Here is a 12794-nt window from a genome sequence, read left to right as displayed (position 1 = left end):
GCCCACGTCTCAACCGCCCGATATAGGCGATTATGACGCTAGGCCGGTACAAATGGTGCGACCGCGAACATGGTCCGTTCGGCTGCCATCCAGAGGAGGACACACGACATGGGTGCCCGATGAACTCTCCCGCGCGGCCGTTGCAGTTCGATGTCGGCGACGTGATCGGCGAGGAAGCGTCGCTGGCGGCGACGTACTATCCCGCGCGCACCGGTGCGGAGGCGCCGGCACTATTGGTCTGTCTGCCTGGAGGTACCTACAGCCGCGACTACTGGGACCTGCGCATCCCCGGTCAGCACGGGTACAGCTTCGCCGATTTCGCCACCGGGAACGGCTACGACGTCGTCACCATCGACCCCCTGGGTACCGGCGAAAGCTCCCAACCCGCACGTGATTTCGGCTTTGCCGACATCGCCGCCGCGCTCGCCCATGCGGTCTCCGCGTTGCCTGACGTAACCGGAATCCAAGCACCCCCCGTGGCGATGGCCCATTCCCTCGGCGGCTACGTCGCGATCACGCAACAAGCACTGTTCTCCAGCTTCGCCGCACTGGCCCTGCTCGGCTGCACCAATCAACACGTGGCGCCGCTGAACCTCGATCCGGAATTCATCGCCCGGTCGGCAACCGCACAGGGACGCGCCGAGCTCGCCCGGGAGATCCTGTCCGCCCTGACGCAGCCCTATTTCGAGGGTCCGCGCGAGCACTTGCAGAGTTGGTTCCACCTTGCCGATGTCCCGGCCGACGTCGTGGCCGCGGACTGCGTCGTCGCGAAATCAATGGTGCCGCGCGTGTTCGGCACCGCCATGATCCCCGGGGTCGTCGCTGAACACGCCGCGCTGATCGACGTCCCCGTGTTGCTCGGATACGGCATCGTCGACGTCTCACCGGAGCCACGCGCCGAGGGCGGTCTCTATCGCAGCTGTCCGGACATCACCACCCTGGTGCTGGGCGACAGCGCGCACTGCCACAACATGGCGTCGGGCCGGCATCGGCTCTGGCGGCGCCTGCTCGACTGGACCGCGACCGTAATCTCTGGATCGTGACAAAGGATCTGAGCCGCTACGCCCCGGCCGTGCTGAGTGTGTTTCGGGTCGTGTACGGACTGTTGTTCGCCGCGTACGGCTCGAGGAGCCTGTTTGATTGGCCCGTCCCTTCGCCCGTTCGCGTCGAGTTTGGTTCCTGGCCCGGCTGGTACGCCGGGTTGATCGAAGTCGTCGCGGGTCTGCTGATCGCGACCGGCCTGTTCACCCGGGCCGTCGCGTTCGTGGCCTCGGGGGAGATGGCGGTCGCCTATTTCTGGATCCATCAGCCGCAAGCGCCCTGGCCCGTCGCCGATCCGCCGGCGGGCAACGGCGGCGGATTGGCGATCCTGTTCTGCTTCGCGTTCCTGCTGCTGGTGTTCACGGGCGGCGGGAACTACTCGATCGACGCCTTGCGCAGGACGGCACTTCCCCTCGACCGGCGATAATGGCATTCTCTGATACGGAGAAGCCATTTCCGTAGGAGGCCGATGATGGGCGTTGACCGACGGTGCGAAGGGATGGTGGCCCTCGTCACCGGCAGCAGCCGGGGGCTGGGCAAGGCGATCGCCGCACGGCTCGCCGCGCGAGGTGCCACGGTCGCGCTGACCGCCCGCACGATGGACCCCGACCCCAAATACCAAGGGTCGCTGAGTCAAACGCTGGACGAGTTGGTGGCCGCCGGCGGGAAGGCCGTCGCGGTCCAAGCCGACCTGTCCCAGTCCACGGAACGTGAACGGCTTTTCGCGGAGGTGGTCGGCGCTGTCGGCGCCCCGGACATCCTGGTCAACAACGCGGCGGTGACCTTCCTGCGGCCCCTGGACGCGTTTCCCGAACGGCGGGTCCGCCTGATGATGGAGATGCATGTTCTCGGTCCACTGCAGCTGAGCCAACTGGCGATTCCGGCGATGCGCGAGCGTGGCCGGGGCTGGATCCTGAACCTGACCTCGGTGGGCGGCGATCTGCCGCCGGGTCCGCCGTTCTCCGACTTCGACCGCACCGCGGGCTTCGGGATCTACGGGACGGTCAAGGCCGCGCTCAACCGGTTGACGAAAAGCCTTGCGGCCGAGCTGTATGACGACGGGATCGCCGTCAACGCCGCCGCTCCCAGCAATCCGGTGGCCACGCCGGGAGCCGGCACCCTCGACTTGGCCAAGACCGACACCGAGGACATCGAACTGATCACCGAGACCGCCTATCGGCTGTGTACCGGTGACCCGAAGACCCTGACCGGGCGCATCGCGCACACCCAGCCCTTCCTCGCCGAGGTCGGCTGGACCAAGCCCGCCGGCTGAATGGCCGAGCTCGAGCCGGACCGGTTGCGGCGACGACTGGGCGGCGCCGGGGTGACCGGCGTCGCGCCGCTGTCCGGGGGAGCCTCCAGCCTCACGTTCGGCGGCGCCCTGGATGGCCGACCGGTGGTGATCAAGGTCGCTCCGCCCGGTGTCGAGCCCGTCGCGCATCGCGACGTGCTCCGGCAGGCACGCATCGTCAAAGCCCTTGCCGGGACGCGGGTTCCGGTGCCCGAGGTGCTGTGGGAGGACCAGGGAGAACCGCCGCACACGCCGCCGTTGTTCGTGATGTCACGCGTGGAAGGCGACTGTGTCGAACCGCTTTTCGACGGCGGTCCCGGATCTCCCGATCTTCCCGATCGGTATCGCAACGCGTGCCGGGCCATGGCCGCGTTGCACGGTCTGTCACCGAGTGAGCTAGGCCTGGGCGGTGAACCGATTGTCGACGCCGGCGCCGAAGTCCGGCGGTGGTCCGAAACGCTGCGGACCGTCGACGCGGCGCTGGTGCCGGATTGGCCGGCGGTGCGTGACGCGCTGTTGGGTTGCGCGCCAACGGCTATCAGGCCGAGCGTGGTGCATGGCGATTTCCGGCTGGGCAATCTGCTGGCCGCCGGTTCCCGCATCAACGCGGTGATCGATTGGGAAATCTGGTCGGTGGGTGATCCGCGTATCGACGCCGGCTGGTTGCTCATCAATTGCGACCCGGACACGTATCGGCGTGTTTCGGGCCCTGCGGGGATGGTGCCGCCCGTCGGTGAGCTCGCCGAGATCTACCAGGAAGAGCTGGGCCGCGACGTCACCGACTTGGCCTGGTTCCGCGCGCTGGCGTGCTTCAAGTCGGCGGCGACGTGGTCGCTGATCGTCAAGCACAATCGGCGCAGGCGCACACCACGGCCGGAATTGGAAGACATGGCGGCAACACTCCCGAGGCTGCTGGATCTGGCGCGGTCACTGCTGGATTAACGGGGCACCCGATCAGCTGCAGTTGGCGTGGAGATTTTGGCACCACATTCCCACGCCGCCCCAGTCACCCGACGAGCCGACTGAATCTTCGTATGGGTTCGTCATGGTGGTCGGGAACTGGATCTGCCATTCGTCGATCGTCGGGATGTCGTCCACCTGGCCGGGGTCGGGAGACGCGAGCGCTATTCCCACCGCCATTCCGGTGCCGCCCGTCAAAGCTGCCAGGGCCGTCAAACCCACGATAAGTAGAGCAGCAAATCTACGTTTCATCGTCGCGGCCCTTCCGTCGTCTGCCTGAACCGCCGGCTAGCAGGGTCCAATTCTACCTTCGGCGCCCATATCGCATAAGAGTCACAAAGACACAACAACTTCGATCGGCCGCCCAGCAAATTCGCGACTCGAAACGGCACGTGCGTACGTTGGCGTGCGTGAGGCCGGTAGCCGTGGTCGTTCGTCGCGCGCTGGTGGTGGCCGTTTGCCTCGTCATGTGCGTGGTCACGGCGCCGGCGGCGACCGCTGATCCCGATGACAGTCCCGAGATCGAGCCTGCCGCTGCAGCTTCGGCACCGGCCGAGGGGGCGGTGCCGTCGAATCCCCCCGTCATCCTCAACACCCCAGACGGCTGGACCCTGGGGCTGGGCGCGAAGGACGAGGCGCAGGTTCCGGTGGCACCGCTGACCACCTCCGTCGCGTCGCGCGAATACATGGCCAGCGGCATCTACGTCGGCTCGCTGAAAGGATCGGAAGAACCCCATGGCGTCCTGGAAGTGGGCTATCAGATCGGCTGCGGGATCGATATGAGCACCTCCAACGGCGTGATCATGGAGGGCGGTGCCGGCATCATCCCGGGCGTCAGCCCCACCTTCGACACCACCGGTACATTGCCGCCCCTGCTGCCGTTCGTTTCGACTCCGATGAACGGCGTGATGAGCATCGGAATGAAGCCAGGCCTCGTCCTCACCGTGCCGGTGATCAAGAAACAGTTCAAGGGTGCCAATCCCTGGGTCATGATCAGCAACTTCCACATCAAAATCGATGGGTGCGTCGGCCAGTCGTTCATCCGCTCCTATGCGGTGCTGACCCGGATGACCGACCTGTCCGACGTGGTGCTGTCGTACGTCGGCGTGACCAAATCGGTTTAAGGCCGAGGGTGGCGACCCGCTTCGCCCTGCTCCGCCGCGCTAGCGATCGCCACGCCGCGGGGGACGCCGGCCAGCCTGTCGGCGAACTTCGCCTCCGCGGCCGCGCGCAACTGCAGCAGGTGCTCGGACGGAAACAGGTCGGGCGCCGGCTCGCGGTCCTTCAACAGCAAGCGGGCCAGCGTCACCTTGTGCACCTCGGTCGGCCCGTCGGCAAGCCCCAGCACGAACGACTCCACCAGGTACTGCACGAACGGCATCTCGTGCGTGGTGCCCAGTGATCCGTGCAGTTGCAGTGCCCGCGATGACACGTCGTGCAGCACCTTCTGCATCATCGCCTTGACCGCCGAGATATCCGCCCGCACCGCCTTGTAATCGTTGAATTGGTCGATCTTCCAAGCGGTTTGCAGGGTCAGCAGCCGGAAGGCCTCGATCTCCATCCACGAGTCGGCGATCATCTCCTGAACGAGTTGCTTGTTGGACAGCACTTCGCCCTGGGTGTACCGCGACACCGCGCGCTCGCAGAGCATGTCGAAGATCCGGCGGACCAGCCCGACGGTGCGCATCGCGTGATGAATCCGCCCGCCGCCCAGGCGGGTTTGCGCGACCACGAAGGCCCCACCCCGCGGACCGAGCATGTGATCGGCCGGCACGCGCACGTTCTCGTAGCGGACATAGCCCTCGCGCCCACCGCCCACCGGCTGATAGCCCAGGCCGACGTCGCGCAGCACGTTGATGCCGGGGGTATCGCCGGGAACGACGAACATCGAATAGCGCTGATACGGCGGTGCGTCGGGGTCGGTCATGGCCATCACGATGATGAAAGAAGCCATCGAGGCGAATGACGAAAACCACTTCTCGCCGTTGATGACCCAGTGATTCCCGTCGGGTACCGCGGTGGTGCGGAATACCTTCGGATCGGCACCGCCCTGCGGCTCGGTCATCGAAAAGCAGGAAACGATCCGATTGTCGAGCAGCGGCTCAAGGTAGCGGGCCTTGAGCTCCGGGGTGCCGTAGTGCGCCAGGATTTCGCTGTTGCCCGAGTCGGGAGCGTGGGAGCCGAAGACGATCGGCGCGCATTCCGACCGACCCAGAATCTCATTGAGCAGCGCCAGTTTCACCTGACCGTAGCCCGGGCCGCCCAGGTGCGGACCGAGGTGGGTGGCCCACAGGCCGCGGTCCTTGACGATCTCCTGCAGCGGCGGGATCAGGGCCTGGCGGACCGGATCGTTGAGGTCGTGCGACTCCTTGACGATCAGGTCGATCGGTTCGCACTCCTCGCGCACGAAGTCCTCGACCCACTTGAGTTGCTGTGCCCACTCGGGATCGGTGGAGAAGTCCCACGCCATGCGGCGTCCTTTCTAGGTTGCTGACTCCGTCACGACGTCCACGTCTTGCGGCGCTCGGCGGCCTCGTCGGTGGCGTGCGAGATCACCTGGTTGCGGTTCTCCAGCTCGAGCGCGGCCGAGAGATTCGCCGCGTCGGTGTTGACCTGGAGGGCCCGCTTGGTCAGTTGCGCGCCCAGGGAAGAATGGCCGGCTATCAGCGACGCCAACTCGACGGCCCGCTCCGCCAATCGATCCGGCTCGACGACCTCGCTGACCAGACCGCGCCGATCGGCTTCGGCCGCCGACACGGTGCGCCCGGTGAGCATCCAGTCGGCGGCCACGCTGGTTCCGACGATGCGCGGCAGGTGGTAACTCATGCCCATCTCGGCCCCGGAGAGCCCGAGCAGGATGGCGGCGTTGCCGAATGATGCGCTCTGCGAACAGATTCGGATGTCGGCCGCCAGACATAGCGCGAGGCCGGCCCCGACGCAGGGTCCGTTGACCGCGGCGATCACGGGTTGCGGCAGCGCACGGACGGCTTCCACCAGGCCCGCCATCCGCTCCTGGAAGCGCATCCGCTCCAGCGCGGGTGCGGTGGCGTCCAGCATCGATGGACCGAAGTCCCGCACGTCGATGCCGGCGCAAAAGCCTCGGCCCGCGCCGGTCAGCACCACCGCACGCACTGAGCGGTCGGTGGCCAAATCGGCCAGCGCCTGACGCAATTCGGTTTGCATCGCCTCGTTGATGGCGTTGAGCTGCTTGGGGCGGTTCAGGCGCAGCACGACGACACCGTCGCACGGCCGATCGAGCTCCAGCGCGCTCGGCACGCTCACACCCGCTCGATGTTGGTCAGTCCGCCGTCGGCGCGGCCGCGGCCGCGCGGCGCGCGTACCGCATCGAGGGTCGAGGCGTCGATGACGACTCCCATCGTTCGGGCGCGGGGACACGGTCATAGTAATCCGTCTCTCGGTCGAGGAGAACTCTATTCTCCGACTCGGCGAAGCGATTCTCGCGCGCACCCGGATAGGCTTGGTGACCATGCGGCGGTGCGGTGAAATAGGCCGATGAGGTCAGCGGGCAAGTGGCATGCGCTGTCGATCCTGGTGCTGTCCGCGCTGACGGCGGGATGCACCGTGACCACCGACGGGAGGGTGGTTGCGGCTCCGACGTTGGGTCATGCCCCGCAGCCACTGGCGACCGGCGCACTATCTGGACTACTGCTCGATACCGGCGATGTCGGCTCCGTCATGGATGCTCACATGGAAGTCGTGGCGTCCGCCGACACGATGTACACCAATCGTCCCCTCGAGGATGGATGCTTGGTCTGGGCCGAAGCGCAGGAGTATTCCTACCAAGGCAGCGGCTGGACAGCTGTGCGTGTTCAGGAACTCAAGGACCACCGCGATCGTGCGGACCACATCGCCTACCAGGCGGTGGTGGCGTTTCCCGGGGCTTTGGCCGCCCATGACTTCTATGCAAGCCAGGTGACCGGCTGGGCCAACTGCGACAACCGGCGTGTCGATCTGCATGACCCGGGCGACCTGAACCCCCATTACTGGTCGCTGAGTAAGGCCAGCGTCGAGGACGGCGTTTTGGCCATCACTCGGGTTCAAGAAGAAGGTGCGGACGGCTGGGCGTGCCAGCGCGCGTTGACGACCGCGAACAACATCGTCGTCGACGTGAGCGCCTGCGCCGACCACATCGACGATCGGGGTGCTCAGATCGCCAAACGGATCGCCAAAAAGATCCCTTAGAAGCGAAAGTTGCCGAGGGGAATCACCTCGGTGACCGTCCGTCCTGGCTCGGCGCGAAAGTTTCTGCAGCATATCGGTTTTGGCGAGACCAGGTGGTTGGGACACCCATTTCGCGAAGGTGTGGGAGTACCTTGACCCGACATCGACGAGGTGTGTGTCCAGCAGGTCGGCCCGGACATGGACGGATTCTTCGCCGCGTACGAGCGTGACGTGCTGCCTCAGCTGCGCGGCTGAGGTTGCGCCTCGGCATCGCCGTAGAAGGCCACCCGAAGCAAAGCGGAGATCTCGCTCACCAAGGGCATCCGCGGGTTCGTGCGGTTGCTGAGGTCCTCGAAAGCCGTCATCGCCAACGCGGGTAGCGCCTCGAGGTACTGCTCCTCGTCGACGCCGCACTCGCGCACCGATCGTGGCATATTCAGTCGGTTCAGCAGATCATCGACCCCGTGAAACAACCGGTCGCGGCACTCGTTCGGCTCATGGCCGCCGAAGATCAGTTGACCGAGCTGTGCGTACTTGTCCGGGGCCACGTAGGCCGAATAACCCGGGGCGGGCATGAACTTGCTGGGCAGACTTGCGTTGTAGCGCAGCACGTGCGGCAGGAAGATACCGTTCGCCCGGCCATGCGGGATCTCGAATCTCGCCCCGACCGCATGGGCGAGCGCGTGATTGGTCCCGACGAACGCATTCGAAAAGGCAAGCCCGGCAAGGGTTGCCGCATTGGACATGTCAGTGCGCGCCGAAAGGTCGTCGGGGTCGTCGTATGCCCTCGGCAACGCATCGAAGATCAGTCGCGCCGCCTGGGCGCACAACGCATCCGTGTACGGCGACGCGAAGATCGAGACGGCCGCCTCCAGCGCATGGGTCAGCGCGTCGATGCCGGTGTCGGCGGTCAGCGTTTGCGGCATTGACGAGGTGAGGACCGGGTCGACGACCGCGAGGTCAGGCACCAGGCTGTAGTCGACGAGCGTCTCCTTCTTTCCGCGCACCGTCAACACCGCCGCCGGCGAGACTTCCGATCCGGTACCCGATGTGGTTGGGACAGCAACCAATTGGACGCGATGGCGGTCGACCGGATAGTCGGCCACGCGCTTGCGCGGGTCGAGGAACGGCATCGTCAACTCGTCGAGGCTCTTCTCCGGGTGTTCGTAGAACAGGCGGATCGCCTTGCCGGCGTCCAGCACCGAGCCGCCGCCCACCGCGACCAGCAGATCGGGTTGGACCCGCTGCAGCAACGCGACACCACGGCGGATGGTCCTCTCGTCGGGCTCCGGTGTCACCTCGCTGAACACCTGCACGTGTGGGGCGCGCAACTTGCCGCGCAGCGCCTCGACCACGCCGCGCTCTTCGGTCGGGACGTCGGTGATCACCACGACGGTTTCGCAGTCGAGATCGCGCAAGTTGTCCAGTGCGCCTTCGTTGAAGTAGGTGTTGGACGGGACACGGAACCACTGCGGCGGGGTGCGGCGCCGCGAGACGGTCTTGATGTTCAGCAGCTGCCGATAGTTGACGTTCTCCGTCGTGCTGGAGCCACCCCAAGTGCCGCAACCCAGCGAGAACGTCGGTGTCAGGTTGTTGTAGACCCCGCCGAGGGCTCCGACCGCAGTGGGCGCGTTCACCAGGATGCGGCCCGTGCGAACCGCCAGACCGTAGGCCTCGATGACGTTCTCGTCGTTGGCGTACACCGCCGACGTGTGACCCAGCCCCCCGTGCTCGGTGACCAGGACCGCGACGTCGATGGCGTGCTGTACGCCGCGTGCGCGCACCACGCCGAGCACCGGCATCAGCTTCTCCTGCAGCAGGGGATGCGAAGCGAGTTCGTCCAGGTCGGCAGGTAGCTGTGCCAGCAGCACCTTCACGGTCGGCGACACGCTGAAGCCGGCTCGGGCGGCCAGCTCCGATGCTTTCTGCCCAACCGCCTCGTGCGAGATCTTGTCGCCGCAGCCGAAGGCGAACTCCGCCACCGCCGTGGCCTCGCCGGGGGTGAGCACTCGGGCGCCCATCCGCTCGAACTCGGCGATCACCTCGTCGTATACCTCGTCGTCGATGATGCAGGTTTGCTCGGCGGGGCAAATTACCGAGGAGTCAAAGGTTTTCGAGATCAAGATGTCAACGACCGCGCCTTTCAGGTCGGCCGTCTTGTGAACGTAGATGGGCGCGTTGCCGGGACCGACGGACAGCCCGGGCTTTCCGGCCGAATTCGCCAGGGCGACGATCTTCGGTCCGCCCGTCACCCAGATGAAATCGACTCCGGCGTGCTTGAACAGGTAGTGCGTCACCTCGTGTGCGGCATCGGGAATGACCTGCAGCGCCCCGGGCGGCATCCCGGCCGCTTCGGCCGCGGTGCGGAGGATTTCGAGGCTGCGTTCGCAGCAGCGCACCGCATACGGTGACGGCCGGAAAAGGATCGCGTTGCGGGTCTTGGCGGCGACGATCGCCTTGAACAGCACCGTCGAGGTCGGGTTGGTCACCGGGGTGATGCCCAGCACGACCCCGATCGGCTCGGCCACGTGGGCGATGTTGTGTTCGACGTCCTCGTCGATGACTCCCACCGATTTCTTGCCGCGCAGATAGTCGTGCAGGAACTCGGTGGCCACATAGTTCTTGACGACTTTGTCCTCGAAGACGCCGAAACCCGTCTCCTCGATCGCGATGCTCGCCAGTTCCCCGGCGGCGCGTACCCCCGCGCGCACCATGGCCTCGACGATCGCGTCGACCTGCTGCTGGTCGAGCTTGCGGAATTCGCGGGCCGCCTGGGCAGCCGCGCCGACGATCGCGTCGAGTTCGCGTATGCGCTGTTCTGTGACGGCGGGCGCTTCGAGGGACGAGGCGGTCTGAGTTCGGGTAGTTGTCATGATCGGGTTTTCGGCTCAGGAAGGGAACGCTAAGGGTCTCCAGAATGAGCAGATGCTGCGTCGTCCGCCTAGGGCTGAAAGGCCCTGGACTAGCTGGCCCGGCCAGGCCACATCTGGCGCGTGCGGACCGTCCGCGGTGCCCCTACGGGGCCGATACTGGCGGTCATGCGCATCACCGTCGACTACGACCTGTGCGAGGGGCACGGGCAGTGTCTGCTGGCCGCTCCCGACGTGTTCGACATTCCCGACGGTGCCGAGCAGGTGGTGGTGCTCGAGCCGGACCCGCCCGAAGCCGACCGCGAACGGGTGATTCGGGCGGCCGCGATGTGCCCCGCGCAGGCGATCCGGGTCCTCAACTGATCCGGCCGGTTTCGGCGACCTCATCGAGCAACCGGTAGCGCCCGGCCAACGCGGCAGCGGCGATGCGGTTGTTGACTCCAAGTTTGTGCAGCAGCGCGGCGACCATGCGTTTGGCGGTGCGCTCCGACACCAGCATCCGCTGGGCGATGTCACCGGTCTCCATGCCGGTCGCGAGCAGCGTCCACAGTTGGAAATCCTGCGCGCTGAGGCTGTTCAGCAGCTCCGACGGCGGCTTGCGGGTGTTGCTCAGCAGCGCATCGAGCAGGGCGCCGTCGACGACCCGCAACCCCTCGGCGATCGTCCATAGTGGCCCCGCCAGCGCCTCCGGCCTGGCGGTTTTGGGCAGAAAACCGTCGGCTCCGGCCCGCAACGCCTCTTCGGCCAGCCCCAGGTCGTCGGTCCCCGAAAGCGCCAGGATCCGGGTCTTCGGGTGGCGCGCCTTGATGTGCCGGATGGCGGCGACCCCGCCCAGGGGCGGCATCGACAGGTCGATGATCGCGACATCGGCATCGCAGCGGGACACCAGGTCGGCGGCCTCTTCCACGTACGTCGTCTGGCCGCCGACGGTGAACAATTCGCCCCATTCGCGGGTGAGCAACAGGGCCAGGCCCTGCGCAAACAGCTCATGGTCGTCCACGATCACCACGACGTACGGCGAGCGAGTCATTGCCGCGATGCTAGCCCCAACTCTATGGTCAGCTGGGTGAGACGGCTCGATCGAACGGACTTCGACGGCGAGGACTACGGGCTGGCCCGCACCGTCGTCGCGGTACGGGTCGCCGTGGTCGTCTCAATCGGCGTGCTGCTGGCGATCGGACCCCAGTGGGTCCGGCAGCACACCGCGGCCACGGTCGTGGTGTTGGGCGGCGCGATGCTTTACGCGGCCGTACTGATGGCCTACCCGCAACTGGAGGTGCGGCGCACCCGGTACTCGTGGCTGGTAACCGGCTTCGATTCGGCGTTCACGCTGGCGCTCATCGCCTTGAGCGGCGGCGTCTACAGCCCGGTGGTCGCGGTGCTGGCGCTGGCCGTCATCGCCTCGGCAGCGCGGCTGTCGTTCACTGAAACCTTGTTGGGCGCAATCTTTTTGGGCGCTGCCTATGTTCCGGTGGCGCTGACGTCGTCGCCCAGACTTCCGGTCGCCGCGGCTCCGGCCCTGCAGGCGGGGTGGTCGGCGGTGTATCTGATCTTCGTCGCGATCATCACCGCGGGGCTCTCCGCGCTCGCCGAACGCGAACACCGCTCCCGGGTGCGGGCGCTGGTAGAGGCCGAGGCCGAACACGCCGCCGCCGAAGAGGAACGCGACCTGCGGGCGCGCCTGCTGCGCTCATACCAGTCGCAACAGGACGGACTTCAGGTGCTGGTGCACGAATTTCGCACTCCCGTCACGTCTTTGGAGGCGCTGACCGAGGCATTGACTTCGCAGCGGGCAATGTCGCAGGCCGACCGGGAAACCAGTCTGCAGCTGGTGGCCCGCCACGTCCATCACCTCGCCGACATGCTCGACGCGCTCTCCGACGTCGCGCTGAGCCGCCGCCCGACATTCTCGACCGGCCGGGTCCGTCGCGTCGATGTGGCCGACCTCATCATCGCCGCCGCCGACGCTGTCGGTCTGGCGGCGCCGCGGTTGCGGCTGAGCGTCAGCGGCGGCGTCGGTGCCGTGGCCGTGAACGCCCAGGGGCTGCGCCGGATCCTGACCAACCTCCTGGAGAACGCCTCCCGGCACGGCCGGCGGGAACCGGTCGACGTCGCGTGCGCGCGGGAAGGCGACGAACTGGTCTGCACGGTGGCCGACCGGGGGCCGGGCATCCCGGCCGACAGCCTGGGCGAGCTGACCACCAAGTACGTCAGCGTCGGCGGCCAACGTGGCACCGCCGGGCTCGGCCTGTGGATTGTGCAGCAGATCGCCGAAGCGATGGGCGGCCGGGTCGACTTCGCCGCGCGCGACGGCGGGGGCCTGGTCGCCACCTTCCGCGCACCGGTCGCCTGATCGCCGGTTCCATGCGCTGGCCCGCGCAGGCCAGTGTTTGGCACTCGCGCCTGTGCCGCGCAGCCACCGCGCTGACCAGCATGGGTGCAACCGCGGT

Annotated in this window: 13 protein-coding genes and 1 pseudogene; 9 read left to right on the top strand and 5 right to left on the bottom strand. The window is 66.7% G+C overall.

From position 1 onward, the window contains the following. Positions 1 to 119 precede the first annotated feature (119 nt). Genes H7J89_RS06435 through H7J89_RS06420 form a run of 4 tightly spaced genes read left to right on the top strand, consistent with a single transcriptional unit; the run spans position 120 to position 3274 of the window. Positions 120 to 1043: an alpha/beta fold hydrolase gene (locus tag H7J89_RS06435; RefSeq protein WP_264038070.1), complete on the top strand. Its 924-nt coding sequence runs from the start codon at positions 120 to 122 to the stop codon at positions 1041 to 1043. Next, entirely contained in the window at positions 1040 to 1468 is a 429-nt protein-coding gene (locus H7J89_RS06430) for a DoxX family protein (protein WP_372513726.1), read from the top strand. Before H7J89_RS06435 ends, H7J89_RS06430 begins: the two co-directional genes overlap by 4 nt. Positions 1469 to 1513: 45 nt before the next feature. Next, on the top strand, positions 1514 to 2314 hold the full coding sequence (locus H7J89_RS06425; protein ID WP_264038065.1) for an SDR family NAD(P)-dependent oxidoreductase: 801 nt from the start codon (positions 1514 to 1516) through the stop codon (positions 2312 to 2314). Beyond that, complete coding sequence (locus tag H7J89_RS06420) at positions 2315 to 3274, top strand: phosphotransferase family protein (protein WP_264038057.1); 960 nt, start codon at positions 2315 to 2317, stop codon at positions 3272 to 3274. A 12-nt stretch (positions 3275 to 3286) separates the two neighbouring features. Here H7J89_RS06420 and H7J89_RS06415 read toward each other — a convergent pair whose 3' ends face one another. Then, positions 3287 to 3514 carry a hypothetical protein gene (locus tag H7J89_RS06415; protein ID WP_264038049.1) on the bottom strand — a complete coding sequence of 76 codons (228 nt, stop codon included), beginning with the start codon at positions 3512 to 3514 and terminating at the stop codon, positions 3287 to 3289. Between the two features lie 245 nt (positions 3515 to 3759). Between H7J89_RS06415 and H7J89_RS06410 the strand changes: the two genes are divergently transcribed. Further along, complete coding sequence (locus tag H7J89_RS06410) at positions 3760 to 4416, top strand: MspA family porin (protein ID WP_264040161.1); 657 nt, start codon at positions 3760 to 3762, stop codon at positions 4414 to 4416. On the opposite strand, the gene H7J89_RS06405 is transcribed toward H7J89_RS06410, so the two are convergent. Then, positions 4413 to 5762 carry an acyl-CoA dehydrogenase family protein gene (locus H7J89_RS06405; RefSeq protein ID WP_264038039.1) on the bottom strand — a complete coding sequence of 450 codons (1350 nt, stop codon included), beginning with the start codon at positions 5760 to 5762 and terminating at the stop codon, positions 4413 to 4415. The two genes, H7J89_RS06410 and H7J89_RS06405, sit on opposite strands and share 4 nt — an antisense overlap. 29 nt (positions 5763 to 5791) lie before the next feature. After that, positions 5792 to 6574: an enoyl-CoA hydratase/isomerase family protein gene (locus H7J89_RS06400; RefSeq protein ID WP_264038021.1), complete on the bottom strand. Its 783-nt coding sequence runs from the start codon at positions 6572 to 6574 to the stop codon at positions 5792 to 5794. A 231-nt stretch (positions 6575 to 6805) separates the two neighbouring features. On the opposite strand from H7J89_RS06400, the gene H7J89_RS06395 reads away from it, so the two are divergent. Both H7J89_RS06395 and H7J89_RS25725 read left to right on the top strand, forming a co-directional pair. Beyond that, positions 6806 to 7495 (top strand): sensor domain-containing protein, encoded by a 690-nt coding sequence (locus H7J89_RS06395; protein ID WP_264038015.1) that lies wholly within the window; start codon positions 6806 to 6808, stop codon positions 7493 to 7495. A gap of 100 nt (positions 7496 to 7595) precedes the next feature. Next, positions 7596 to 7729 (top strand): annotated as a pseudogene (locus H7J89_RS25725) (LLM class F420-dependent oxidoreductase); the annotation flags it as partial. Here the strand turns inward: H7J89_RS25725 and adhE are convergent. Beyond that, positions 7714 to 10347, bottom strand: a complete 2634-nt coding sequence (gene adhE, locus H7J89_RS06390; protein WP_264038008.1) for a bifunctional acetaldehyde-CoA/alcohol dehydrogenase — start codon at positions 10345 to 10347, stop codon at positions 7714 to 7716. The pseudogene H7J89_RS25725 and the gene adhE overlap by 16 nt on opposite strands. A 165-nt stretch (positions 10348 to 10512) precedes the next feature. Between adhE and H7J89_RS06385 the strand changes: the two genes are divergently transcribed. Beyond that, positions 10513 to 10707 carry a ferredoxin gene (locus H7J89_RS06385; RefSeq protein WP_264038000.1) on the top strand — a complete coding sequence of 65 codons (195 nt, stop codon included), beginning with the start codon at positions 10513 to 10515 and terminating at the stop codon, positions 10705 to 10707. Here the strand turns inward: H7J89_RS06385 and H7J89_RS06380 are convergent. Continuing rightward, complete coding sequence (locus tag H7J89_RS06380) at positions 10700 to 11374, bottom strand: response regulator transcription factor (protein ID WP_264037992.1); 675 nt, start codon at positions 11372 to 11374, stop codon at positions 10700 to 10702. The two genes, H7J89_RS06385 and H7J89_RS06380, sit on opposite strands and share 8 nt — an antisense overlap. Before the next feature lie 36 nt (positions 11375 to 11410). On the opposite strand from H7J89_RS06380, the gene H7J89_RS06375 reads away from it, so the two are divergent. Further along, positions 11411 to 12697 carry a sensor histidine kinase gene (locus H7J89_RS06375; RefSeq protein ID WP_264037985.1) on the top strand — a complete coding sequence of 429 codons (1287 nt, stop codon included), beginning with the start codon at positions 11411 to 11413 and terminating at the stop codon, positions 12695 to 12697. The last annotated feature ends 97 nt before the right edge of the window (positions 12698 to 12794 follow it).

The organism is Mycobacterium paraffinicum (assembly GCF_025822865.1).
GTDB lineage: Bacteria > Actinomycetota > Actinomycetes > Mycobacteriales > Mycobacteriaceae > Mycobacterium > Mycobacterium paraffinicum.
Note: the sequence above shows the minus strand (reverse complement) of the source record. Positions and strands in the feature narration are given on the sequence as shown.

Bases quoted from the DNA above. Each gene is read 5' to 3' on its own strand.
- H7J89_RS06435 (WP_264038070.1), top strand. From the start codon at position 120: ATGAACTCTCCCGCGCGGCCGTTGCAGTTCGATGTCGGCGACGTGATC.
- H7J89_RS06425 (WP_264038065.1), top strand. From the start codon at position 1,514: ATGGGCGTTGACCGACGGTGCGAAGGGATGGTGGCCCTCGTCACCGGC.
- H7J89_RS06420 (WP_264038057.1), top strand. From the start codon at position 2,315: ATGGCCGAGCTCGAGCCGGACCGGTTGCGGCGACGACTGGGCGGCGCC.
- H7J89_RS06410 (WP_264040161.1), top strand. From the start codon at position 3,760: ATGTGCGTGGTCACGGCGCCGGCGGCGACCGCTGATCCCGATGACAGT.
- H7J89_RS06405 (WP_264038039.1), bottom strand. From the start codon at position 5,762: ATGGCGTGGGACTTCTCCACCGATCCCGAGTGGGCACAGCAACTCAAG.
- H7J89_RS06395 (WP_264038015.1), top strand. From the start codon at position 6,806: ATGAGGTCAGCGGGCAAGTGGCATGCGCTGTCGATCCTGGTGCTGTCC.
- adhE (WP_264038008.1), bottom strand. From the start codon at position 10,347: ATGACAACTACCCGAACTCAGACCGCCTCGTCCCTCGAAGCGCCCGCC.
- H7J89_RS06385 (WP_264038000.1), top strand. From the start codon at position 10,513: ATGCGCATCACCGTCGACTACGACCTGTGCGAGGGGCACGGGCAGTGT.
- H7J89_RS06380 (WP_264037992.1), bottom strand. From the start codon at position 11,374: ATGACTCGCTCGCCGTACGTCGTGGTGATCGTGGACGACCATGAGCTG.